This window comes from Streptomyces sp. NPDC053750, assembly GCF_044544295.1.
Classification (GTDB): domain Bacteria; phylum Actinomycetota; class Actinomycetes; order Streptomycetales; family Streptomycetaceae; genus Streptomyces.
This window is the reverse complement of sequence record NZ_JBITXB010000001.1, coordinates 250447-273452: the sequence shown is the minus strand read 5'-3', so window position 1 is coordinate 273452 and position 23006 is coordinate 250447. Positions and strand designations below refer to the sequence as shown.

20 protein-coding genes are annotated in these 23006 nt (G+C 73.1%); 9 read left to right on the top strand and 11 right to left on the bottom strand.

The window, feature by feature from the left end; translation table 11 throughout:
* Positions 1–34 precede the first annotated feature (34 nt).
* The 5 genes from ACIGO6_RS01225 to ACIGO6_RS01205 all read right to left on the bottom strand — a co-directional run bounded on the left by ACIGO6_RS01225 (position 35) and on the right by ACIGO6_RS01205 (position 6283).
* A complete protein-coding gene (locus tag ACIGO6_RS01225) occupies positions 35–1084 on the bottom strand; it encodes a LacI family DNA-binding transcriptional regulator (protein WP_399869773.1) in 1050 nt (349 codons plus the stop codon).
* A 148-nt stretch (positions 1085–1232) separates the two neighbouring features.
* Positions 1233–2690, bottom strand: a complete 1458-nt coding sequence (locus ACIGO6_RS01220; RefSeq protein WP_399869771.1) for a GH1 family beta-glucosidase — start codon at positions 2688–2690, stop codon at positions 1233–1235.
* A gap of 139 nt (positions 2691–2829) precedes the next feature.
* Positions 2830–3750 carry a carbohydrate ABC transporter permease gene (locus tag ACIGO6_RS01215; RefSeq protein ID WP_399869769.1) on the bottom strand — a complete coding sequence of 307 codons (921 nt, stop codon included), beginning with the start codon at positions 3748–3750 and terminating at the stop codon, positions 2830–2832.
* Positions 3751–3764: 14 nt separating this feature from the next.
* Complete coding sequence (locus tag ACIGO6_RS01210) at positions 3765–4757, bottom strand: carbohydrate ABC transporter permease (RefSeq protein ID WP_399869768.1); 993 nt, start codon at positions 4755–4757, stop codon at positions 3765–3767.
* Between the two features lie 206 nt (positions 4758–4963).
* Complete coding sequence (locus tag ACIGO6_RS01205) at positions 4964–6283, bottom strand: ABC transporter substrate-binding protein (RefSeq protein WP_399869766.1); 1320 nt, start codon at positions 6281–6283, stop codon at positions 4964–4966.
* Positions 6284–6776: 493 nt separating this feature from the next.
* On the opposite strand from ACIGO6_RS01205, the gene ACIGO6_RS01200 reads away from it, so the two are divergent.
* On the top strand, positions 6777–7820 hold the full coding sequence (locus ACIGO6_RS01200) for a LacI family DNA-binding transcriptional regulator (RefSeq protein WP_399869765.1): 1044 nt from the start codon (positions 6777–6779) through the stop codon (positions 7818–7820).
* Between the two features lie 178 nt (positions 7821–7998).
* On the top strand, positions 7999–9426 hold the full coding sequence (locus ACIGO6_RS01195; protein WP_399869763.1) for a GH1 family beta-glucosidase: 1428 nt from the start codon (positions 7999–8001) through the stop codon (positions 9424–9426).
* A gap of 60 nt (positions 9427–9486) precedes the next feature.
* Here the strand turns inward: ACIGO6_RS01195 and ACIGO6_RS01190 are convergent, their stop codons facing one another.
* Both ACIGO6_RS01190 and ACIGO6_RS01185 read right to left on the bottom strand, forming a co-directional pair.
* A complete protein-coding gene (locus ACIGO6_RS01190) occupies positions 9487–10887 on the bottom strand; it encodes a sensor histidine kinase (protein WP_399869761.1) in 1401 nt (466 codons plus the stop codon).
* Positions 10884–11603, bottom strand: coding sequence for a response regulator transcription factor (locus tag ACIGO6_RS01185; RefSeq protein ID WP_399869760.1), 720 nt, complete (start codon positions 11601–11603; stop codon positions 10884–10886). The genes ACIGO6_RS01190 and ACIGO6_RS01185 overlap by 4 nt, the downstream gene beginning before the upstream one ends.
* Positions 11604–11744: 141 nt before the next feature.
* Between ACIGO6_RS01185 and ACIGO6_RS01180 the strand changes: the two genes are divergently transcribed.
* Positions 11745–12311, top strand: a complete 567-nt coding sequence (locus ACIGO6_RS01180) for a hypothetical protein (protein WP_399869759.1) — start codon at positions 11745–11747, stop codon at positions 12309–12311.
* 22 nt (positions 12312–12333) lie between these two features.
* Here ACIGO6_RS01180 and ACIGO6_RS01175 read toward each other — a convergent pair whose 3' ends face one another.
* Positions 12334–13203, bottom strand: a complete 870-nt coding sequence (locus tag ACIGO6_RS01175) for a spermidine synthase (protein ID WP_399869758.1) — start codon at positions 13201–13203, stop codon at positions 12334–12336.
* A 48-nt stretch (positions 13204–13251) separates the two neighbouring features.
* Positions 13252–13650, bottom strand: a complete 399-nt coding sequence (locus ACIGO6_RS01170) for a hypothetical protein (protein ID WP_399869756.1) — start codon at positions 13648–13650, stop codon at positions 13252–13254.
* A 282-nt stretch (positions 13651–13932) separates the two neighbouring features.
* Between ACIGO6_RS01170 and ACIGO6_RS01165 the strand changes: the two genes are divergently transcribed.
* The gene (locus ACIGO6_RS01165; RefSeq protein WP_399869754.1) at positions 13933–15381 is read left to right on the top strand and encodes a hypothetical protein; all 1449 of its coding nucleotides are present in this window, start codon (positions 13933–13935) and stop codon (positions 15379–15381) included.
* A gap of 114 nt (positions 15382–15495) precedes the next feature.
* Here the strand turns inward: ACIGO6_RS01165 and ACIGO6_RS01160 are convergent, their stop codons facing one another.
* Entirely contained in the window at positions 15496–16092 is a 597-nt protein-coding gene (locus ACIGO6_RS01160; protein ID WP_399869753.1) for a histidine phosphatase family protein, read from the bottom strand.
* Positions 16093–16287: 195 nt separating this feature from the next.
* Between ACIGO6_RS01160 and ACIGO6_RS01155 the strand changes: the two genes are divergently transcribed.
* The 5 genes from ACIGO6_RS01155 (at position 16288) to ACIGO6_RS01135 (ending at position 21999) form a co-directional block, all read left to right on the top strand.
* Positions 16288–17244 carry a phosphatase PAP2 family protein gene (locus tag ACIGO6_RS01155; RefSeq protein WP_399869751.1) on the top strand — a complete coding sequence of 319 codons (957 nt, stop codon included), beginning with the start codon at positions 16288–16290 and terminating at the stop codon, positions 17242–17244.
* Positions 17138–18424, top strand: coding sequence for a hypothetical protein (locus ACIGO6_RS01150; protein ID WP_399869749.1), 1287 nt, complete (start codon positions 17138–17140; stop codon positions 18422–18424). The genes ACIGO6_RS01155 and ACIGO6_RS01150 overlap by 107 nt, the downstream gene beginning before the upstream one ends.
* Entirely contained in the window at positions 18415–20013 is a 1599-nt protein-coding gene (locus tag ACIGO6_RS01145; protein ID WP_399869747.1) for a hypothetical protein, read from the top strand. Before ACIGO6_RS01150 ends, ACIGO6_RS01145 begins: the two co-directional genes overlap by 10 nt.
* Positions 20010–21371 (top strand): AAA domain-containing protein, encoded by a 1362-nt coding sequence (locus ACIGO6_RS01140; RefSeq protein ID WP_399869745.1) that lies wholly within the window; start codon positions 20010–20012, stop codon positions 21369–21371. Before ACIGO6_RS01145 ends, ACIGO6_RS01140 begins: the two co-directional genes overlap by 4 nt.
* 79 nt (positions 21372–21450) lie before the next feature.
* Positions 21451–21999, top strand: a complete 549-nt coding sequence (locus ACIGO6_RS01135; RefSeq protein WP_399869743.1) for a MarR family winged helix-turn-helix transcriptional regulator — start codon at positions 21451–21453, stop codon at positions 21997–21999.
* Here the strand turns inward: ACIGO6_RS01135 and ACIGO6_RS01130 are convergent.
* Positions 21978–23006 carry a Rieske 2Fe-2S domain-containing protein gene (locus ACIGO6_RS01130; protein WP_399869742.1) on the bottom strand — a complete coding sequence of 343 codons (1029 nt, stop codon included), beginning with the start codon at positions 23004–23006 and terminating at the stop codon, positions 21978–21980. The two genes, ACIGO6_RS01135 and ACIGO6_RS01130, sit on opposite strands and share 22 nt — an antisense overlap.

The following is a 23006-nucleotide window of genomic DNA, read 5'->3' as shown; positions in this document are numbered from 1 at the left end:
GTGACAGCCCGCTTTCGGCCCCGCGCCCGCCGTGTCAGGACGACGCGCGCTGTACCAGTTCCGTCGGCAGGACCACCTGGTGCCGTTCGCGGGTGCCCGCCGGGCGGCGGTCCGCGATCTCGGTGAGCAGCAGGTCGATCATCGCGCGGCCCATCTCCTCGATGGGCTGCCGCACGCTGGTCAGCGGCGGGTCGAGGTGGCGGGCGATGGCCGAGTCGTCGTAGCCGACCAGCGCCACCTCGTCCGGGATGCGCCGGCCCGCCTCGCGCAGCGCCTGGCGGGCACCGGCCGCGGTCACGTCCGAGGCGGCGAAGACCGCGTCCAGGTCGGGGCAGCGGCGCAGCAGCTCCGTCATCGCGCGCCGGCCGCCCTCCTCGGTGAAGTCCCCCGTCTCGATCAGCTGGTCCACATCGCCGAGCCCCGCGTCGCGCAGGGCGTCGCGGTAGCCGTCGACGCGCCGCTGGGCGCCGTAGACGTCGAGGCGGCCGGTGATGTGGGCTATGCGCCTGCGGCCCCGGGACATCAGGTGCTCGACGGCGGAGCGGGCGCCGCCGTAGTTGTCGGAGTCCACGGAGGCCAGGGTCTCCGCGGCCGAGCGCGGGCCGCTGATCACCGCGGGGATCTCCAGCTCGGCCAGCATGTCGGGCAACGGGTCGTCGGCGTGCACGGAGACCAGCAGGACGCCGTCCACCCGGTGCGCGGCCAGATACTGGGCGAGCCGCTGCCGTTCCCGGTCGCTGCCCGCGAAGATCAGCAGCAGTTGCATCTCGGTGTCGGTGATCTCCGCGCCGACGCCGCGCAGCATGTCCGAGAAGTACGGCTCGGCGAAGAACCGGGTCTCCGGCTCGGGGACGACCAGGGCGATCGCGTCGGTGCGGTTGGCGGCCAGCGCCCGGGCGGCGGTGTTCGGGACGTAGCCGAGTTCCGCGACGGCCGCCTCGACGGCGGCCCGGGTCGCGTCGCTGACCCGGGGCGAGCCGTTGATCACCCGGGAGACCGTGCCGCGGCCGACGCCGGCCCGGGCGGCGACCTCCTCGAGGGTCGGGCGTCTGACGCCCCGGCTCCGCCCACCGTTGACCGCCATGGTCGTCGCCCTTCCCTCGCAGCTGTCCGGCCAGGAATGTAACAGCCCCGGCCGCCCTTGCCCCCTGGTGCCCTTGTCCCCCATCGTCCCTCGCCGGCAGCGGAATTCCTGCCTCCGCGCCGGGGTCGGGACGTGGGGTCGGTGGGCCTCAGCCGTGTTCGCCGGTGGCGGGCAGCGCGTTGTGCCGGATCACGTCGGCGTACCAGTGGGCGCTCGCCTTGGGGATGCGGCGCTGGGTGGAGTAGTCGACGTAGACGGCACCGAAGCGCTTCGAGTAGCCGTAGGACCACTCGAAGTTGTCCAGCAGGGACCACAGGAAGTAGCCGCGTACGTCCGCGCCGTCGGCGACGGCCCGGCGGACGGCGTCCAGGTGGGACCGGAGATAGGCGATGCGCTGCGGGTCCTCGACCCGGCCCTCGGGGGAGACGTAGTCGTCGAAGGCGGCGCCGTTCTCGGTGACCATGAGGGCCAGGCCGGGGTGGGACTTCGCCAGGCCGGTCAGCAGGGTGTGCAGTCCGTCCGCGTCGATGGCCCAGTTCATCGCGGTGAGGTCGTCGTTGGCGAGGTGGAAGGCGACGTCCTCGGAGCCGGTCCACGGGGAGTGGTCGCTCGCGCCGTGGCCGTCGTTGCGGGTGGTGCCGGAGCCGTCGGCGGGCCGGGAGACCACGGTCGGCGAGTAGTAGTTGACGCCGAGCACGTCGATCGGCCGGGAGATCTCGGCCAGGTCGCCGTCCTTCACCAGTTCGTTCCAGTCGACGAGGTGCGCGGTGTCGGCGATCAGGTCCTCGGGGTAGGCGCCGTCGAGGAGGGGGCCGGTGAAGATCCGGTTGCCGACCGCGTCGATGCGGCGGGCCGCCTCGACGTCCTCGGGGGCGTCGGTGAGGGAGCGCACCTGGTGCAGGTTGAGGGTGATGGAGGTCTGGGCGGTCGACGGCAGGGCCGCGCGCAGGGCGCCGACCGCCTTGCCGTGGGCCAGGTTGAGGTGGTGGGCGGCGCGCAGGGTGGCGGCGGGGTCGGTGCGGCCGGGGGCGTGCACGCCGGATCCGTAGCCCAGGAAGGCGCTGCACCACGGTTCGTTGAGGGTGGTCCACACGCCGACGCGGTCGCCGAGGGCGCGGGCCATGATGCCGGCGTACTCGGCGAAGCGGTCGGCGGTGTCGCGGTGCGGCCAGCCGCCGGCGTCCTCCAGTTCCTGGGGCAGGTCCCAGTGGTAGAGGGTGGCGACGGGGGTGATGCCCGCTTCCAGGAGCTCGTCGGTGAGGCGGCGGTAGAAGTCCAGGCCGCGCTCGACGGCGGGGCCGCGGCCGGTGGGCTGGACCCGGGACCAGGAGACGGAGAAGCGGTACGCCTTCAGGCCGAGGTCCTTCATCAGCGCCACGTCGTCGCGGTACCGGTGGTAGTGGTCGGCGGCGATGTCACCGGTGTCGCCGTTGCGGACCTTGCCGGGGGTGTGGCTGAAGGTGTCCCAGATGGAGGGCGTGCGGCCGTCCTCGGCGGCGGCGCCCTCGACCTGGTAGGCGGCGGTGGCGGCGCCCCAGACGAAGCCGGTCGGGAAGGAGGCGGCGGAGGCCGACTGGGCGGGGGTCTCGGGTCGTACGGCGGTCATGGTGAGAACGCTCCCAAATACGTGAGGAAGGGCCGGCCCGTGAGGTCCGGCAGGTGGGGGAAGGCGGGGACGGGCGCCCGGCCCGGCAGGGCCCGCGTGCGAGCAGGCCCCGCCGGGCGGCGGAGAGGGTGCCCCGGGGTCAGCCCTTGACGGCGCCCGCCATGATGCCTCCGACGATCTGCTTGCCGAAGACCACGAAGACCACCAGCAGCGGCAGCGTGCTGATCAGCGCGCCCGCCATGACGATGCTCTGGTCGGGGGTGTAGGAGGCGCTGAGCTGGCCGAGCGCCACCTGGATGGTGGGGTTCTCCTGGCTCAGGGCGAGGAAGGGCCAGAAGAAGTCGTTCCACGCCTGGACGAAGGTGAGCATGCCGAGCACCATCATCGCGGGCCGCGCCGCGGGCAGGACGACGTTCCACACGATGCGGATGTTGCTCGCCCCGTCGACCTTGGCCGCCTCGATGAGTTCGTAGGGCAGGGCCTCGATCAGGTACTGGCGCATGAAGAAGACACCGAAGGCGCCGACCAGGGTCGGGAAGATCACCGACTCCAGTTTTCCGCCCCAGCCGATGTCCGACATCATCATGAACAGCGGCACGACGCTCAGCTGCGGCGGGATGGTGAGCGTGGCGATGACCGCGGTCATCAGCACGTTCCGGCCGCGGAAGCGCATCTTGGCGAAGGCGTAGCCGGCCAGCGTGCAGAAGAACAGCGTGGCCGCGGTGATGCTGCTGGCCACGATCACGCTGTTGACGATGGCCTCGCCCAGGTTGGCCTGTTCCCAGGCCGCTTCGAGGTTGCTGAACAGCCTGCCGCCCGGGATGAGCGGCGGCGGGCTGTCGAGGACCCGCTGCTGGTCGTGCGAGGCGGCGACCAGCGTCCAGTAGAGGGGGAAGAGGGACCCCAGGCCGACGACGATCAGCGCGAGGTAGGTGTACGGGCCGCCCTTGAGCTGCTGGCCGGCGCCGATCCGCAGGCGGCGGCCCTTGCCGGTGGGGCCGGGGAGGGGGCCCGGGGGCGGGCTCGACACGGTCTTGGTGGGCGTACTTGTCGTGGTCATCGTTGTCGCTCCCGTCAGGCCGCGCTCTTGCGCACGAACCGGCTGACGATCCAGTTGATCAGGGCGATGAGCAGCAGCAGGACGAGCATGGCCCACGCCACGGCGGCGGCCGGTCCCAGGTGGCCCAGCTTCCAGCCGTAGTTGTAGAGGTAGATGCTGAGCGTCTCGTACTGGTGCTCGCTGCCTCCGATGGCACCGAGGGTGCCGCCCTGGAGCAGCAGCGGCTCACCGAACAGCTGCATGGAGCCGATGGTCGAGATGACGATGGTGAACAGGATCGTCGGCCGCAGCGAGGGGATGGTCACCTTGCGGAACTGCTGCCAGCGCGACGCGCCGTCGATCGAGGCCGCCTCGTACAGATCGCTCGGCACGGCCTGCATGGCCGCCAGGTAGATCAGCGCGTTGTAGCCGGTCCAGCGCCAGATCACGATGATCGAAATGGCGATCTTGGACGTCCACTCGCCGTTGCCCCAGTCGATGTTGTCGACGCCGACGAAGCTCAGGACCCAGTTGAGGAGGCCGCCGTCGGCGCGGAACACCAGGGCGAAGACGAGGGCCGCGGTCGCCACCGAGGTGGCGTACGGGGTGAGGATCACGGTGCGCCAGAAGGTGCTGGCGCGCAGCTTGTAGTTGAGCAGGTGGGCCAGGCCCAGGGCGACCAGCAGCTGCGGCACGGTCGAGATGACGCCGATGATGAAGGTGTTGGAGACGGACGTCCAGAACTCGGAGTCCTGGAGGATCTTGGCGAAGTTCTCGAAGCCGACCCATTCGGACTGGTCGAGGCTCGTCATCTCCACCCGGTGCAGGGCGATCCAGCCGGTGTAGAGGAGCGGGTAGAGCCCGAAGGCGCCGAAGACGAGGAAGAAGGGGGCGATGTACGCGTACGGCGACGCCTTGTCGTCGAAGCGCCACAGGCGCGAACGCCATGTGCTGCGTCCGGCGGACGCGGCGCCGGAGCCGCCGGCCGGCGGAGTCTTGGCACCCCGTGTGGGGGTTGTCGTTGCCACGGAGGGAGTCCTTCCCTGGGAGGTCGGGCCGGGTGGAGGCGGACGTGCGGACCCGACGTCGCGCAGCAGACCCGCCGCGGACGGCCGGGTCTGCTGCGGACGTCCCCGCGCCTGCGGGCGGGGACCGTCGTTTCCTCAAGGTCCCCGCCGTGCGCACGGTGCGGGCGGTGCGGGGCGGCAGGATGTACCGCCCGCACCGGCGCGGGTCAGCCGATGGCCTTGTCGATCGTCTCGGTGGCGGCCTTCCAGGCGTCGTCGGGGTCGGTGCCGCGCTGCTCCATGTTGTTGATCTGCGTGGAGATCGTGTCCTTGATCACGCCGTCCTTCGGGCCGAGCACGGCCACCGGGATGGTCTTGGCCTCCTCGGCGTAGATCTGGCCGACGGGCGCGTTGTTGAAGTACGGGAGCTTGCCGTTCTTCACGTCGGCGATCTCATAGGCGCCCTGGTTGGACGGGAAGATGCCGACGGCCTTGAACACGGCGGCCTGCTGCTCGGGGGCGGTCAGCCACTTGACCAGCTCGGTGGCCTCCTTGACGTGCTTGCCGCTCTTGGGCACGGCCAGGAAGGAACCGCCCCAGTTGGCCGCGGTCGCACCGGGCGGACGCGCGATGTCCCACTTGCCCTCGAAGTCGGGGCCGGAGTAGTTCGCGATCTGGAGGGCCATCCAGGCCGGGCACACGACCGTGGCCACGCTGCCCTTGCGCAGCGCCGCCTTCCAGGGGTCCTGGAACTGCGCCAGGCCCTGGCTCAGCTTCTTGTCCGCGACCTCGGCGGCCAGGTCCCAGCCCTTCTGCACCGAGGGGCTCTCCTTGTAGATCGCCTCGCCCTCGGCGTCGTAGTACTGGCTCTCGGAGGAGCTGACGACACCGTTGAACATGGCGCTGGCGGAGTCCATGAAGTAGGTCCCGTCGGGGGCCTTCCCCTTGTACTGCTCGCCGAGCTCGATGTAGTCCTCCCAGCCGCCCGCGACCGCCTTGGCGACCTCCTCGCGGTCGGTCGGCAGCCCGGCCTTCTCGAAGAGGTCCCTGCGGTAGCAGAGCGACATCGGGCCGATGTCGGTGCCGGCGCCTATGACCTGGCCGTCCTTGGTGGTGGCCTGCTTGGCCTTCCAGTCCACCCACTGGTTGACGTCGATCGAGCCCTTGAGGTCGACGAACTTGTCCGACTGGGTGTCGACGATCTCCTTGATGCGGGCGACTTCGACGCCGACGACGTCTCCCAGGCCACTGCCCGAGTTCAGCTGCTGAAGGAGCTTCGGGTAGTAGTCCTGCTCGTTGGCGCTGGTCTCCTCCTTCACCTCGATGTTCGGGTGGAGCTCCTGGTACTTCTCGAACAGGCCGGCTTCCTTGTAGCCGAACTGTCCGTAGTCGGCCACCGTGAGGGTGATCTTCCCGTCGGAGTCCGAGGCGTCCGAGTCGCCGTCGCTGCTGCAGCCGGTCAGCAGCAGGGCCGAGGCCGTCAGGACCGACGTGGTCAGGGCCGCTGCTCTGCGGCCACGACCGCCGCCGGTTCGGGTGATGCGCATTCCACTACTCCTTGTTCCAGTGGGAACGGGGACCTCAGGAATCAGACCGCCGGGGTCGACGGTCCGGACCTGCCCTCTCGGTTCGAGCAGCGGCCAGCCCAGGGCAACGCGGTATGCGGTGCGAAGATGCTGGTCAACGGTGTGCCATGCGAGGTGGAGGGAAGGGCCGATAGTGCTTCGGTCCGTGCGGAAGGGAGCCCCGGTCTTCCGTGGGACCGCTCCCACGCGGCTTGCCCCGAAGACTCGTTGCTGCCGGGCCCAGGTGTCAAGACTTGAAAACGGCGTTGTTGCGCAAGCGTGTTCCGCGCGTCACGGGAATGTGTCGCACCGCAGCCCGTGATACGGCCCTCATCTTTCGCTTCGACGTCGAATTACCGCAGGTCACAGCCGAGTTGGCCGCCGGATGCCATCCCGGAGGGGCCCGTACGGAAGGCGGCCGGGGTTTCTGGGCCAGAATGAAACCGGTCCCCCACCGCACGCCGGAAGGTGAACGATGAGCCCTGCCGAACAGCCGCCGACGGCCGCGGAGTTCCGGCGCCCGACCCTGAACGCGGTGGCCGCCCGCGCCGGCGTCGGCCGCGGCACGGTCTCCCGGGTCATCAACGGCTCGCCCAAGGTCAGCGACCGTTCCCGCGCCGCCGTGGAACAGGCGATCGCGGAACTCGGCTACGTCCCCGACCCGGCCGCCCGCTCCCTGGTCACCCGGCGCACCGACTCCGTTGCCCTGGTCGTCCCGGACGCGGAGACCCGGCTGTTCTCGGAGCCGTACTTCTCGGGGATCATCCGGGGCGTGTCCGCCGGGCTCGCGAACGCCGGGATGCGGCTGCTGCTGGTCATGGTGCGCGACGAGAAGGAGTACGCGCGGCTCGCCCCGTACCTGTCCGGGCAGCGGGTGGACGGGGTGCTGATGGTCGCGGTCCACAGTGACGACACGCTGCCCGACCAGCTGGAGGCGCTCGCCATTCCGACCGTGCTGGCCGGCCGGCGCGGCGAACGGGAGCCGCTGGGGCACGTCCGCGCCGACAACCGCGGCGGCGCCGGGAACGCGGTCCGGCATCTACTGACGGGCGGCCGGCGGACCGTCGCCACCATCACCGGGCCACTGGACATGGAGGCCGCCCGGGAACGGCTCGACGGTTACCGCGAGGCGCTGCGGGACGCCGGGTGCGCCGTCGCCGAGGAGCTGATCGCGGACGGCGACTTCACCGAGGAGGGCGGGCGCGCGGCCATGCGGGAGCTGTTGCGCCGGCGCCCCGACCTGGACGCGGTCTTCGCCGGCTCGGACGTGATGGCCTCCGGCGCCGTGCTGGAGCTGCGCGCCGCGGGCCGGCGGGTGCCGGACGACGTGGCCGTCATCGGCTTCGACGACTCGATCGTGGCCCGGCACATCGATCCGCCGCTGACCAGCGTCCGGCAGCCGCTGGAGGAGATGGGCCACACCATGGCGAGGCTCCTCCTGGACGAGATCGCCGACCGCGGCTCGGGCCACCGAGGAGTGGTACTGCCGACGCGACTGGTGGTGCGGGAGTCGGCCTGAGGGGGCCGGCTTGGGGGCGGCGCGACTCGGGGCGGGTGCACGGCGCGACTTGGCGCGGGGGCCTCGGGCACGGGGCCGGGTCGGGGGTGGCTCGGCTCGGCTGAGGCCGTGGGGAGGGGGTTTTGTTGTGGGAGCGCTCCCATGCATAATGAGGCACCCGACCCGTGGGAGCGATTCCATGCCAGAGCCACAGCCCGTCTCCTTCCCTCCCGCGTTCCTGTGGGGCGCCGCCACCTCGGCGTACCAGATCGAGGGCGCGGTGCGGGAGGACGGCCGTACCCCGTCCATCTGGGACACCTTCAGCCATACGCCGGGGAAGATCGCCGGCGGGGACACCGGTGACATCGCCGTCGACCACTACCACCGCTACCGCGACGACGTGGCGCTGATGAAGGACCTCGGCCTCGGCGCCTACCGCTTCTCGATCTCCTGGCCCCGGGTGCAGCCGACCGGCCGCGGCCCCGCCGTCCAGCGCGGCCTGGACTTCTACCGCCGCCTGGTCGACGAGCTGCTGGCCGCCGGGATCAAGCCGGCCGTGACCCTCTACCACTGGGACCTGCCCCAGGAGCTGGAGGACGCGGGCGGCTGGCCCGAGCGGGACACGGCGTACCGGTTCGCCGAGTACGCGCAGATCGTCGGCGAGGCGCTCGGCGACCGGGTGGAGCAGTGGATCACGCTCAACGAGCCGTGGTGCAGCGCCTTCCTGGGGTACGCCTCCGGTGTGCACGCCCCCGGCCGCACCGACCCCGCGGCCGCGCTGCGCGCCGCGCACCACCTCAACCTGGCGCACGGCCTGGGCACGGTGGCCCTGCGTTCGGTGATGCCCGCCCGCAACTCGGTGGCGATCAGCCTCAACACCTCCGTCGTCCGGCCCCTGTCGCAGAGCCCGGAGGACCTGGCGGCGGCCCGGCGCATCGACGACCTGTCCGGCGGAATCTTCCACGGCCCGATCCTCCACGGCGCCTACCCGCAGTCCCTGCTGGAGGCGACGGCGTCGGTCACCGACTGGTCGCACGTCCAGGACGGCGACCTCGGCCTGATCCGCCAGCCGCTGGACGCGATCTGCCTCAACTACTACACGCCCACCGTGGTGTCGGCGGCCGACGCGGGCTCGCCCGCCCCGCGCGCCGACGGCCACGGCGCGAGCGACCACTCCCCGTGGCCGGCCTCGGACGACGTCGCGTTCCACCAGCCGCCGGGCGAGCGCACGGCGATGGGCTGGAGCGTCGACCCGACCGGTCTCCACGAGCTGATCATGCGTTACCACCGGGAGGCTCCCGGCCTGCCGCTGTACATCAGCGAGAACGGCGCAGCCTACGAGGACAAGCCCGGCTCCGACGGCACGGTGCACGACCCCGAGCGGCTGGCCTACCTGGACGGCCACCTCGGGGCGGTCCGCCGGGCCATCGCCGACGGCGCCGATGTCCGCGGCTACTACCTGTGGTCCCTGATGGACAACTTCGAGTGGGCCTACGGCTACGAGAAGCGCTTCGGTGCGGTGTACGTCGACTTCGCCACCCAGGAGCGCACCCCGAAGTCGAGCGCCCTGTGGTACGGGCGGGCGGCCCGCACGGGGACGCTCCCGCCGGTGGACTCGGCCGAGTAGACCACTGCCCGGGGGAACGGGGCGCGGGGCGTGGCATCCGACGGGGGTACCACGCCCCGCTCATCGGGACCGGCTGGAGGTCGCGCCGGGACGGGGGTGCCGTCGGCGGCGTACGGCTCCCCGGTGCCCGCGTCGCGCCGGTGCCGTCCGTCCGTCGAGCTGGATCCAGATCCGGACCTCGGTGCCGCCGAGCACGGAGGAGCCGATGCGCACGTCGCCGCCCGTCGACTCCGCCAGCCGGCGCACGATGTCCAGGCCGAGCCCGGTCGACCCGTCGTTGCCCGAGCCCCGGCCGCGGGCCATCGCCCCCTCGGGGTCGGGTATGCCGGGCCCCGCGTCCGAGACGAGGACGATCACCGCGTCCTCGCCGTTGTGCAGGTCGACCGCGAAGGCCGTGCCCTCGGCGGTGTGCCGGAAGACGTTGCCGAGCAGGGCGTCGAGGGCCGCGGCCAGATCGGCGCGGGCCACGGGTATGCGCACCGGTCGGTCGGCGCCGGCCACCCGCCACTTGCGGCCCTCGTCCTCGGCGAGCGCGGACCAGAACCCCATCCGTTCCCGGACCACTTCGGCCGCGTCGCACCCGGCGCCGGGGCCGGCCGCGGCGGTCTGCGGCTTGGCGTCCCGGGCGGTGCGGATGATCGTGTCGACCTCGCGCTCCAGTTGCTCGACGGCGGCCCGGGTCTGGTCGGCGGCCGGCCCGTCGCCGAGCGAGGCCGCGTTGAGCCGCAGCACGGTGAGCGGGGTGCGCAGACGGTGCGACAGGTCGGCGGCCAGTTCCCTCTCGTTGGCGAGGAGTTGCACGACCTGGTCGGCCATGGAGTTGAACGCGACCGCCGCGAGCCGCAGTTCGCTCGGCCCCTCCTCGGGCACCCGCGCGCCCAGCTTCCCCTCCCCCAACTCGTGCGCCCCCTCGACCAAACGCTGCGCCGGCTGCACCATCCGTACGCCGAGCCGGTCGGCGACCGCGACCGAGCCGACGATCAGGGCGGCACCGACTGCGGCGAGCACCGCCCAGGCCGTGCCGACGCCGTTGGTCACCTCGGACTCGGGCACGTACACCTCGACGACGGCGATCTCACCGGAGCTGAGCGCGACCGGCTGGAGCAGCGTCGAACCGCCGGACACCTCGGTGGTGGAGGCGCGTCCCATCGCACGTACGGCCGCGATGTCCTCGTCGGTGGCACGCTGCCGCCCGAGATCGGTCCCGCGGTCCTGGCCCCCGGACGACGGTATGTGCACGGCCATCCCGGCGTCCGAGCCGGCGGAGGCGACGACGCGCTCCAACTGGTCCCGGTCGGTGGTGATGGACAGCGCGGGGGCGACGGCGGCGGCCTCCCGCTCGGCGCCTGCGAAGGCACGGTCCCGGGCCATCTCGCGGATCACGAGGCCGAGGGGCACGGCGAAGGCGACCACGACCATCGCGGTGACCGCCAGCGACACCTTGACCAGGGCCCACCTCATCGCGGTGGCCCCGCTCCGTCGGACTCCGCGACCGGCGGCTCCAGCTTCACGCCGACGCCGCGCAGGGTGTGCAGATAGCGGGGCCGGGCCGCGGTCTCGCCGAGCTTGCGCCGCAGCCAGGAGAGATGGACGTCGATGGTCTGGTCGTCGCCGTAGGACTGCTGCCAGACCTCGGCCAGCAGTTCCTTGCGGGGGACGACGACTCCCGGCCGGCCGGCCAGGAAGGCGAGCAGGTCGAACTCGCGGCGCGTCAGGTCGAGCCGCACACCGTCCAGTTCGGCCTGGCGGCGCAGGGGGTCGACGGTGAGGCCACCGACCCGGACGACGGTCGACGGCGCCGCCTGAGCGGATCCGCTCCGGGCCCGGCGCAGTACGGCCGCCATCCGGGCCGACAGGTGCTCGACGGAGAACGGCTTGGTGAGGTAGTCGTCCGCGCCCGCGTTGAGCAGTCGGACGATCTCCGACTCGTCGTCCCGGGCGGTGGCGACGATGACCGGTACCTCGGTGATGCCGCGCAGCATCTTCAGCGCCTCGGAGCCGTCCAGGTCGGGCAGGCCGAGGTCGAGGATTACCACGTCGAACCGGACATGGGCGACCTCGCGCAGCGCCTCCAGGGCCGTACCGACGCTGCGCACGGTGTGCGAGGCGTCGGTCAGATGCCGGATGAGCGCCGAGCGTACGAACTGGTCGTCCTCGACGACGAGCACACTTGCCATGGGCGGCACCGTACGCCATGCGGGTGAGCCCGGTGCGGGCCTGTGGACAACTCCGGTTCTGTGCGGATCCGGCTCGCTCCGACGGTGGATCCGACGCCGATGCGGCGACACGGGTGGGACGCGTGGGGCAGTATGGCCGCGATGCGCAGAGGACTCGTACACGTACTCGCCTGGCTGCTCGCCACCGGCGCGGCGGTCACGCTGTCGTGGTGGGGCGTCCACACGGTGATGTCGGGCACGGCCTACGACGCCCCCCGAGCGCTGCCCATCACGGCGGCCGACGCGGACGCGGAGGACGCCGGGGACACCGAGGACGCCGGGGCCGGGGACTCGGATTCGTCGGCGTCGTCCACGAGTCGGCCCTCGCCGCCGGGGAGTCCGTCACCCAGGCCGAGCGGCACCCCGCGCGAGCCGGCTGCCTCCCCGTCGCGGACCGCGCCGACCACCGCCCCCGCGGCTCCGCCGGACACTTCCCCCACCACGTCCGGCCGGGTGCGGAGTTACGACACCGACGGCGGCCGTGCGGTGTTCGACCTCGGTACGTCGTCCGCGTCGCTGGTGTCGGCGACGCCGGGCGCCGGCTGGTCGATGCAGGTGTGGAAGACGGAGTCGTGGATCCGGGTGGAGTTCACCTCGGGCGCGGACAGCGTGTCGGTGTTCTGCACCTGGCACGACGGGCCGCCTCGGGTGGAGATCGGCAGCTACTGAGCCGCCTGCCTCCCTCACCGGGTCACTGGAACACGGAGGCCGGCGGTGCGGGCGAGTCCACCGCCGCCGCGTCCGTCACGGGTACCGCGCCGCCGGTGAAGTCGGTCAGCGCGCGGCCGTGTTCCACGCGCGCGGGGTGCGGGTCGGAGGCCGCACGACGGGTGAGTTCGGCGACCGGCAGCGGGTGGTCGCACGCGACGAGGACCGCGTTGCCGAAGCGCTTGCCGCGCAGCACGGCCGGGTCGGCGACGAGGGCGAGCTCCGGGAAGCGGGCGGCGGCGGTGGCGATCTGGCCGCGCAGATGGACGAGCGGCGGGCCGTCGGCGAGGTTGGCGGCGTAGACCCCGCCGGGCGCGAGTGCGCGCCGGACCTCGTCGAGGAACTCGGTGGACGTCAGATGGGCCGGGGTACGCGCCCCGCTGAACACGTCCGCGACGACCAGGTGCGCCCAGCCGTCGGGCACCTTGGCCAGCCCGGCGCGGGCGTCGGTCGAGCGCACCCGTATCCGCGCCTGGGGATCCAGGGGCAGCTCCCGCCGGACCAGTTGGACGAGGCCGGCGTCCCGCTCGACGACCTGCTGGGTGGAGCGGGGCCGGGTGGCGGCGACGTAGCGCGCGAGGGTGAGGGCGCCGCCGCCGAGGTGCACGGCGTGGACGGGCTTGCCCGGCGGGGCGGCCAGGTCGATGACGTACCCGAGGCGGCGCTGGTACTCGAAGGACAGGTACGCCGGGTCGTCGAGGTCGACGTGCGACTGCGGCGCGCCGTCGATCAACAGGGTCCAGGCCCGCGCCCGCTCCCGGTCGGGGACCAGCTCGGCGCGCCCGCCGTCGACGTCCTCGACGACGGATTCGGCGGCAGCGCGCCCGCGGCGGGCGTTCCTGGACTTTCCCATCGCTCCATTATCGGCGCACCGTGCCGACGCCCGTACCGGCGTACCGGGTCAGCGGCAGCTGTCCGCGGCCTCGATCAGCCGGGCCGCCTCTCCCAGCGCGGCCCGCAACACGACGGGGTCGGTCGCCAGGTCCGCCTCGCCGGGCGGCAGCAGCCAGTCCGAGCCCTGCACCGGCGGCTCGGGGGCCGGAGCGAGGCTCAGCCCCCGGCCGGCCGTCTCCGTGCAGGTGCTCCCCGGCACGTCCCATGCGGCGGCCGTGCCCGGGGGGACGACGAAGCCGAGGGTGTCGCAGCCGTCGTCGTGCATCACGGGGCCCACCGCGTCACCGTCCCCGCGCCTGAGGATGTCGACTGCTTCCAGACCCTGCCGGGTCGGCACGGTGACGACGTCACAGGCGGCACAGGGCGGATCACTGATCCTTGTGGTCTCCATCCCGGCCTCCACCACGGAACTCCTCCTTGGACGAGCGGTTCGGGAGTCGGGGGCCTCCCGGTCCACAGGGTTCAACGCGTCGGACCGTCAACGGCTACGGCACATGTCAGCCGCAAAGGATGGCACTTCATGGCAGATCGTGGATGAGATATCCGGTTTGTAGCCAAACACCGCGTGGCGGCTTCGTCACAGCCGGTACGTTCTTGCTCGCCGGAAACAAGGATGACAGCGGGAGAATCCCCCCAAACTCATCCTGCTTCCGGCATGGTTCGACGGTTCGCACGAGAGGACCCGGCCATGGCGTCGTCAACGGTGACCTCCGCCCAGCCCGACCGGCCCCCGCGGCCGAACCTCGCGTTCCGGCAGCTGCGCGGACAGCGCTCGCCGGCCGAGTTCGCGGCGGCGGTCCGCCGGGCCGCGCGCGAGATCGGCGAGCGGGTCAGCTGTGACGCGCGCTACGTCGGGCGGGTCGAGGCGGGCGAGATCCGCTGCCCCAACTACGCGTACGAACGGGTGTTCCTGCACATGTTCCCCGGCCGCACGCTCACCGACCTGGGGTTCGCGCCCCGTTCGTCGGTACGCGGACGGCGGCCCGGCCCGGCCGAGGACGCGCTCCCCGCGCGCCCCGACCGGCCACCGTGCGCCACGAGTGAGACGCGTGGGGCCGACGAGCCGTATGACACGCAGGACACGCAGAACCCGTACGACACGCACGACAACAACGAGGAGAGCGACGTGCTGCGTCGCGCATTCATGACGAGCGGTGCCACGGTGGCCGCCGCCTCCCTGGGCCCCCTGGGGCTCGCCCTCGACGCCGCGGCGGCCCAGCGCCCCGTGCGCCGGGCCGGGGCGGGCGACGCGGGCGCCCTCGAAGAAGCGGTCCGCCGCATCCGGGTGCTCGACGACCGGCACGGCGCCGACGGCCTCTACCGGCGCGCGGCTGCCCCGCTGCGCGCCGCGTACGCGCTCCTGGACGCCGGCACGTCCCGGCAGGCGACGGCGGACCGGCTCTACTCCGGCGCCGGTGAACTGGCGATCTCCGTGGGCTGGCTGGCGCACGACTCCGGCCGCTTCGACGACGCGCGCTCCCATTACGCCGAGGCCCTCGCCACCGCCCGGATGAACGGGGACGCGGGCCTGGAGGCGCACGCCTTCTGCAACATGGCGTTCCTGGCCCGCGACGCCGGCCGCCCGCGCGAGGCGGTACGGGCGGCCCAGGCCGCGCAGCGTGCCGCCCGCCCGCTGGGCTCGGCCCGGCTGATGTCGCTGCTCGCGCTGCGGGAGGCGGGCGGCTGGGCGGGGCTCGCCGACCGCGTCGGCTGCGAACAGGCGCTGGTCCGCGCCCAGGCCTTCTTCGGGCGGGGCCGCTCGGACGCCGACCCCGAGTGGATGAGCTTCTACGGCGAGGCCGAGATGGAGGGCCTGGAGGCCCAGTGCTGGTCGACCCTGGGCGACTGGCCCCGGGCGGCCCGGCACGCACGGCGGGCCGCCGAACTGCAGGACCCGCACTTCACCAGGAACCTCGCGCTGTACTCCGCGGAACTGGCGGACGACCTGGCCCGCGGCGGGCGCCCCGACGAGGCGGCCGGGGCGGGCATGCGGGTCCTGGACCTGCTCGACGAGGTCCAGTCCTCCCGCGTCCACACGATGCTGTCGGGCACGGCACGGGTCCTGCTGCCGCACCGCCGGGCGTCGGGGGTCTCGGCCTTCCTCGACCGCCACGCCGCGCTGCCGCGGCCGACGTGACATCACACCGCCGCTGCACCCGTGGCCCGGCGTTGCGGGGTGCCGCTGCGCCCACCCGTGCCGCCCCAGCGGCACGACTGCCCGCAGCCACGCCGGCAGGTACGGCAGCAACCGTCAGCCGGCCAGGTGACCCACGTCGTTCCAGCTCTCCAGCGCCGGCTCCCCGTACGCCCACCCCAGCACCGACAGCGACGTCGGATTCAGCCGTATCCGCGCCGCGAAGTCCAGCGGCAGCCCCAGCCACCTCGCCCCGATCGACCGCAGGATGTGCCCGTGGGCGAAGACCAGCACGTCGCGGTCCGCCTCGCGCGCCCACGCGACGACCTCGTCCGCGCGCGCGGTGACGTCCGCCAGGCTCTCCCCCTCCGGGACCCCGTCCCGCCAGATCAGCCAGCCGGGCCGGACGGCCTGGATCTCGGCCGGCGTCATGCCCTCGTACGCCCCGTAGTCCCACTCCATCAGCGTGTCCCAGGTGCGGGCGCGCTCGCCGAACCCGGCGAGTTCGCAGGTCTCGCGCGCGCGGGAGAGCGGGCTGGTGCGGACCTCGACGCCGGGGAGCCCGTCCAGCGGCGCCCCGTGGAGCCGCTCGCCCAGCAGCTTGGCACCGCGCCGGCCCTCCTCCAGGAGCGGGACATCGGTCCTGCCGGTGTGCTTGCCGGACAGTGACCACGCGGTCTGTCCGTGCCGGGCCAGCAGGATGCGCGGTGCCATGAAGGGGCCTTTCCGGGAGAAATGTCGGAGGGACCCCTCCATCATCGCGCACGCCCGGCGCGGGCAACCCGGGGGGCGATCCCGGCGTCTATCAGGGCCGAGGGCGCTCCGTGAAACCGGGCGCAGGGAGGCCGTAGAGTGGCACGCCCGTGTCCGTCGTGGCGCGCGCGAGAACGAAGGGGGAGGGCGATCGGATTGCCGCACACCGAGACACCGGGCACCGAGGCGGCCCCGCAGGCTCGGCTGCGCTGGTGGACCGAGCTGCCGCTCATCGTCCTCGTGTACGCCTGCTACTCGGCGGGCCGGCTCCTCGTCCGGGGCGACGTCTCCGACGCCGTCGACCACGGACTGGCGCTCCTGCGCATCGAGAAGGCGCTCTTCCTCAACGCGGAGCACCCGCTCAACCGCCTCTTCACCCGCGAGCCCTGGATCGGGATACCGGCCGACTTCTGGTACGCGTCGCTGCACTACCTGGTCACCCCCGCGATCCTGATCTGGATCTTCCGCTCGCGCACCGTGCGCTACCGGGCCGCCCGCACCTGGCTGATGACGTCCACGTTCATCGGCCTCATCGGTTTCACGCTGATGCCGACCTGCCCGCCCCGGCTGCTGGACGCGAGCCACGGTTTCGTCGACACGATGGCCCAGTACAGCTCGTACGGCTGGTGGGGCGGCGAGGCCAGCGCCCCGCGCGGCCTGGGCGGGATGACCAACCAGTACGCGGCCATGCCGAGCCTGCACGTGGGCTGGGCGCTGTGGTGCGGAGTGATGCTGTGGCGCTACGGCGGCACGCGCACCGCCAAAGTGGCCGGCGTCGTCTACCCGCTGGTGACCACGATCGTGGTGATGGGCACCGCCAACCACTACTTCCTCGACGCGGTCGCGGGCGCGGCCGTGATGGGCGCGGGGCTGCTGCTGACGCCGTTCGTGCTGCGGAGCGCGGACCGGGTGCGGACCCGGCTCGCGACCCGTACCGCACCGGCCGCACCGGTCCCGGACGGCGCGGGTTCCCCGATTGTCAGTGGTGGATGCCAGACTTCCGCGGGTGAGCGAATTCCACGGCAGCGCGAGGAGCAGCGCTTCGGAGCAGGAGCCGAGCCGGACCCCGCACCCTCGGACGCGGGGGACGAGACTCCGGCACCGACTCGCTGAGCTGCGCGGTCCCGACGTACCGGCCAAGGCGCTGGACGCGCGCGCCCTGGCCGCCCTCGCCGCCAACCCGGGGTGCCGGCGGCGCGCGATCCTCGACGGTGCCGGTGTGGACAAGGCGTCGCTCGCGAGCGCGCTGGGCTCGCCGTCGGTCTTCGGGCAGTCGCAGTTCGCGTTCGTGCGGGGCAATGCCTTCGAGGCGCGGGTCAAGGCGGACGGCGGCGCCGAGCTGCTGCGGCTCGTGCACGAGAAGCTGGACCGGGGCGCCGAGCCGCCCGCCGACGCGCACGTGCCCGACCTGTCCGCGACCGGCCCCGAGGGACGTGCCGCGCGCACGGCGCTGGCCCTGCGGGAGGCCGGCGCCGCAGCCGGGGCCTCTGGCACCTGGACGCTCCTCGACCACCCGATGCTCGCCCTCGACGTCGCCGGCTCCCCCGCCTTCCTCGAGCCGGACGCGGTGGTGGTGCATCCGGACGGCAGCTGGACGGTCGTCGAGATCAAGTCCTTCCCCATGCTGGACGGTGCCGCAGACCCGGCGAAGGTCGGCGCCGCCGCCCGTCAGGCCGCGGTGTACGTGCTGGCCCTGGAGCGGGTCGCGGCCCGGCTGGACCCCGCCCCGCGCGTGCGCCACCGCATCCTCCTGGTCTGCCCCAAGGACTTCTCCAACCTGCCCACCGCGTCCGCCGTCGACGTGCGCAAGCAGCGCGCCGTGACCGCCCGCCAGCTCGCCCGTCTCACCCGCATCGAGGAGATCGCCGACGCGCTTCCCGAGGGCGTCTGCTTCTCCCCCGGGCTGCCGGCCGAGGAGCTGACGGCCGCGGTCGAGGCGGTCCCGGCGACCTACGCGCCCGAGTGCCTGTCCGCCTGCGAGCTGGCCTTCCACTGCCGCGCCCGGTCCCTGGAGGCCGGCGCGGTGACCTCGCTGGGCCGCCCGGTGCGGGCGGAGCTCGGCGGGCTGTCGACGGTGGAGGACGTGCTGGCGGCGGCCCGCGGCGAGGCCGGCGACCCCGACGACCCGGCGGTGGCGGCCCTGCGCAGAGCGGCCGAGCTGCGCGCGGAAGCACTCGCGACGGCGGGTGACAGGCTTGGTGGGACGGCCGGCGCCGGCGTCGGCGGGCTGTCCGGCGCCGGGGTCAGCGGGCCGTCCGGTGCCGGGGTCAGCGGGGTGGCCGGGTGTCGTTGATCACCACGCTCGCCCGGCTGGAAGCCGTACGCGCCGGCCGCGCCCAGCCCGCCGCCACCGTCCGGCACCGGCACCTGTCCGACCGCCCACTGGTCTTCGTACCGCTGATCACCGCAGGCGAGGCGGGCGCCCCGCTCGGCGCCCTGGTCGGCACCGACCGGGACGCGCCGCACCTGCTGGTCGTGCCGCAGCCCCGCGACCGCGACCTGCGTTTCGCCTTCCTGGCCGAGCTGGCCGGCATCGTGCTGCCGCACGTCGAGGCGTACGCCGACAGCGTCGAGGCCGCCGAGCGCACCGAGACCGACCCGGAGACGGGCAAGCGGGTCAAGGTGGAGGTCGACCTGTGCGCGGACGCCGCACAGCTGATCGTGCCGAGCCGCGCGGGCATCGACTTCGTACGGCTGCTGGGCCGCTCCATGCGGTTCCGGCGTACGGCGGAGCAGGACCCTCAGGCGCCGCACCCGGCGCCGCCGAGGGTGCCGCTGCTCGGCCGGTGGCTGACCCACTACGGCGAGCGGGCCCGCGTCCCCGGCTCCTCCCTCCTCCTCGCCATGACCGACCTGCTGGGCCGGCACTGGGCGACCGGGCAGTCCACGCTGGAGGACCAGCACCTGGGGGCGCTGCTGGCGTGGATCGCCCCGGACGACGAGGGACCGACCGGCGCGGAGGCCGCCCGCCGGGCCGAACTCGCGCGCGACTTTGAAGGCCAGCTGCTGTGCCCGCCCGCGGGCCCGGCGACCGACCCGGCCTTCGACAACAAGCTGCTCGCCCCCGCCATCGAGCGCTACGACCGGGCCCGCACCGCGCTCGCCGCCGCCGAGGACGGCCTGGAGGCCGACGACCGGCTCGGCGCGCTCACCGCCGCCGAGCGGGAGATCCGCGCCCTGGTCGAGAGCCGTACCCGGCCCACCTGGGACGCGGTGTGGCGGGGCCTGGACCTGCTGCGGGAGCTGCCCGCCGGGGCACACGTCGAGGACCGGTGGACCCGCGACCGCTGGTCCTTCACCTCCCACCGCGACCGCATCCTGGCCGGCGAGCCCCCGCAGCCGCGCCGGGACGACGCGGTGACCGCGGCCAACAAGCTCGCCACGCGCGAGCGCGAGCAGGCCCGGCTGGAGGCCCAGGAGGCGCTGGACGATCCGCTGGTGATGGCCGGGCGGCGGCTGTCCGGGGAAGCGTTCGCGGGCGAGGTCACCGACGTGGTCATGGCGTACAGCGAGAGCAAGCGGCCCAGTCCGCGCCCGCTGGTCACGGTCCGCACGGACGACCGTCCGCACCTGGGCGAGCGGGTGAAGGTGTACCGGTCGCTGGGCGGCAAGCCGCAGTCGGCCGAGTACGTCGGGCAGGAGGACGAGGGCGTCCTCGTCCTGCGCATCGTCGACAAGATGGGCCGCGGCAAGGAGCCCGAGGCCGGGTCGGTGCCCGAGAAGGGCGACCGGGTCTGCTTCACCCTCTTCGAGCACGAGCAGCGGGGCGGCGCGAAGCTGCCCGACCCGGAGCAGACCCCGTGGACGCACGGCGGCCCGCCCGGCGAGACGGCCGCCGTGCCGGAGGCCGCCGACGCCCAGAGCGAGGAGGACGTGCTGTGACCGCCGCCACCCCCACGGCCCCCGTGGCCCCGGTCTTCGACCCGGGCGCCGAGGCCGCCCGCGCCACCGCGGCGATCCTCCACGACACCCTGCACGGCGCCGAGCGCGGAGTCGTCGTCGACTCCCCGCCCGGCGCCGGCAAGTCCACCCTCGTCGTCCGGGCGGCGTTGGAGCTGGCCGAGGCGGGCCGCCCGCTGATGGTGGTCGCGCAGACCAACGCCCAGGTCGACGACCTGGTGCTCCGCCTCGCCGAGAAGAACCCCGACCTGCCGGTGGGCCGCCTGCACAGCAGTGACGCCGACCCGTACGACAAGGCGCTGGACGACCTGGCGAACGTACGCAAGTCGGCGAAGGCCGCCGACCTCGCCGGGCAGGCCGTCGTCCTGTCGACCGCCGCGAAGTGGGCGCACGTCAAGGTGGACGAGCCGTGGCGGCACGCGATCGTCGACGAGGCGTACCAGATGCGCTCGGACTCGCTGCTGGCGGTCGCCGGACTCTTCGAGCGTGCGCTGTTCGTGGGCGACCCGGGTCAGCTGGACCCGTTCGCGACGGTGGGCAGCGAGCAGTGGGCGGGTCTGTCGTACGACCCGTCGGCGTCCGCCGTCACCACCCTCCTCGCCCACAACCCCGCCCTGCCCCAGCACCGGTTGCCGGTGTCCTGGCGCCTGCCGGCGTCGGCGGCCCGCCTGGTCTCCGACGCCTTCTACCCGTACACGCCGTTCCGCAGCGGTACGGATCACGGCGACCGGAGCCTGTCCTTCGCGGCGGCGTCGGACGGCTCGGGTCCCGACCGGGTGATCGACGAGGCCGCCCGCTCGGGCTGGGGCCTGCTGGAGCTGCCCGCGCGGCACACCCCGCGCACCGACCCGGAGGCGGTGCGGGCGGTGGCGGCGGTGGTCCGACGGCTCCTCGACCGGGAGGGTGCGGCGGTGTCCGAGCGCTCACCCGGCCCCGTCCCGCTGACCGCCGACCGCATCGCCGTCGGCACCGCGCACCGGGACCAGGCGGCGGCGGTACGGGCGGCCCTGGCCGACCTGGGGGTGACCGAGGTGACGGTCGACACGGCCAACCGCCTCCAGGGCCGCGAATACGACGTCACGGTCGTCCTGCACCCCCTCTCCGGCCGCCCCGACGCCACCGCCTTCCACCTGGAGACGGGCCGCCTGTGCGTCCTGACCTCCCGGCACCGGCACGCGTGCATCGTGGTCTGCCGGGAGGGAGTGGGCGACCTCCTCGACGACTACCCGTCCACGGAACCGGTCCAGCTGGGAACGCTGGTGAAGTTCCCGGACGGCTGGGAAGCGAACCACGCCGTGCTGGCACACCTCGGGGAACACCGGGTGGCCTGGCGGCCCTGATACCGCCGGTCCGGCGCCTGGGTGTCGATTTTCTTAGGGCTAAGATTTCCACACCGAACACATGCCGCGAGGGGATGACATGGCTCAGGGCAGGGCGGCGAAGCGGCCGGACGCCGTGGCGGGGATCGTCGAGGACTGGGCGCGGGAACGGCCCGAGCTGGACACCTCTCCGCTGGAGGTGCTCGCCCGGCTGCACCGGTCGTATCTGCAGTACCAGTCGCGGATGACCTCGCGGCTCGACGAGCACGGCCTGTCCGTCGCCGGGTTCGACGTGCTCACGGCGCTGCGCCGGGCCGGCGCCCCGTACCGGCTGACCGCCGGGCAGCTCGCGGACTCCGGGCTGATCTCCTCGGCCGGGGTGACCCTGCGTCTCGACCGGCTGGAGAAGGACGGCCTGCTGGTGCGCGAGCGCGACGCCGCTGACCGGCGCGTGGTGTACTCGCGGCTCACCGAGGCGGGGCTGGCGAAGGTGGACGAGGTGTTCGCCGAGCACCTGGAGAACGAACGCCGGATGCTCGGCGGGATTTCGCCCGCCGAGCGTCGTCAACTGGGCCGTCTGCTGTCGAAGCTGGAGCGTTCCATCGTGGACTCCGACGACATCCCGACTCAGCGCGCCGAGACCGGCTGAGCCTTCGACTGCCGCCCTGCCTGGGCCTGGTAGAGGCGGCGCAGGCGGACCACGCCCAGGTCGTGCTGGTAGAGGTTCTCCCGCTGGTCGGCGTCCGCGGGCATGCTCTCCAGGATGACGCGGTCCTGCTCCAGGACCTCCCAGTGGCGGGCCTCGATCAGGGTCTTGTACAGGAACCGCCAGGTGTCGCGCTGCCAGTCGCTCACCTTGCGGTAGCGCCAGAAGAAGACGCCGGTGCGGCCCGCGTCGACGGGGCAGGCCATGCCGACGATGCCGAAGGGGCCCCCGGGGCCGGCCGACGGCGGGTAGGGGATGGAGAGGTCCACCCAGTCGACGCCGGTGTGGCACAGCTCGACCCAGTCGAAGTTGACGCCCCGCTGGTCGGTCTTCTCGAAGAAGTAGCCGCGCTCGGTCTCCCGGATGCGGAACTTGGCGGTCGTGTCACCGGCGAACATGGTGTGCGACTCGGAGTGCAGGAACGCGCCGTGCATCGGGTCGAGCAGGTTCTCCATGGCGAACCGCCACGGCACGTCCCACTCGGCGTAGCAGAGGAACGCGGAGATCTCGTCGTCGTCCAGCGGTTCGGGGAGGGTCAGCTCCACCGGCTCCGGGTGCTCCTCGTCGCCGAAGTAGGCGAGGATCGCGCCGCCGACCTCGCGGACGGGCAGCGAGGTGACGAGGGGCTTGCCCTCCAGGTTGCAGCCGGGCAGGCCGGGTACGGACGTGACCGTGCCGGCGCCGTCGACCTCGACGCCGTGGTACCAGCAGGCGACCCGGTCGCCCAGGTGTTTGCCGAGGGACAGGGGCGCCCCGCGGTGCGGGCAGCGGTCGGCGAGCATGGAGAGGCCGCCGTCGGACTTGCGGAAGAGCAGCCAGTTCTCGCCGAGGGCGGTCACCCTGCGCATGCCGCCGCGCTCGACGAAGTGGGACGGCACGACGGGGTGCCACTGGTTGCGCAGGCCGTGGGCGTAGATGTGGTCGGCGGTGTCGCGGGTCGAGAGGGTCAT

Bases quoted from the DNA above. Each gene is read 5' to 3' on its own strand.
- ACIGO6_RS01175 (WP_399869758.1), bottom strand. From the start codon at position 13,203: ATGGGAAAGTCCAGGAACGCCCGCCGCGGGCGCGCTGCCGCCGAATCC.
- ACIGO6_RS01225 (WP_399869773.1), bottom strand. From the start codon at position 1,084: ATGGCGGTCAACGGTGGGCGGAGCCGGGGCGTCAGACGCCCGACCCTC.
- ACIGO6_RS01200 (WP_399869765.1), top strand. From the start codon at position 6,777: ATGAGCCCTGCCGAACAGCCGCCGACGGCCGCGGAGTTCCGGCGCCCG.
- ACIGO6_RS01165 (WP_399869754.1), top strand. From the start codon at position 13,933: ATGGCGTCGTCAACGGTGACCTCCGCCCAGCCCGACCGGCCCCCGCGG.
- ACIGO6_RS01220 (WP_399869771.1), bottom strand. From the start codon at position 2,690: ATGACCGCCGTACGACCCGAGACCCCCGCCCAGTCGGCCTCCGCCGCC.
- ACIGO6_RS01180 (WP_399869759.1), top strand. From the start codon at position 11,745: ATGCGCAGAGGACTCGTACACGTACTCGCCTGGCTGCTCGCCACCGGC.
- ACIGO6_RS01160 (WP_399869753.1), bottom strand. From the start codon at position 16,092: ATGGCACCGCGCATCCTGCTGGCCCGGCACGGACAGACCGCGTGGTCA.
- ACIGO6_RS01185 (WP_399869760.1), bottom strand. From the start codon at position 11,603: ATGGCAAGTGTGCTCGTCGTCGAGGACGACCAGTTCGTACGCTCGGCG.
- ACIGO6_RS01130 (WP_399869742.1), bottom strand. From the start codon at position 23,006: ATGACCCTCTCGACCCGCGACACCGCCGACCACATCTACGCCCACGGC.
- ACIGO6_RS01205 (WP_399869766.1), bottom strand. From the start codon at position 6,283: ATGCGCATCACCCGAACCGGCGGCGGTCGTGGCCGCAGAGCAGCGGCC.
- ACIGO6_RS01215 (WP_399869769.1), bottom strand. From the start codon at position 3,750: ATGACCACGACAAGTACGCCCACCAAGACCGTGTCGAGCCCGCCCCCG.
- ACIGO6_RS01195 (WP_399869763.1), top strand. From the start codon at position 7,999: ATGCCAGAGCCACAGCCCGTCTCCTTCCCTCCCGCGTTCCTGTGGGGC.
- ACIGO6_RS01135 (WP_399869743.1), top strand. From the start codon at position 21,451: ATGGCTCAGGGCAGGGCGGCGAAGCGGCCGGACGCCGTGGCGGGGATC.
- ACIGO6_RS01190 (WP_399869761.1), bottom strand. From the start codon at position 10,887: ATGAGGTGGGCCCTGGTCAAGGTGTCGCTGGCGGTCACCGCGATGGTC.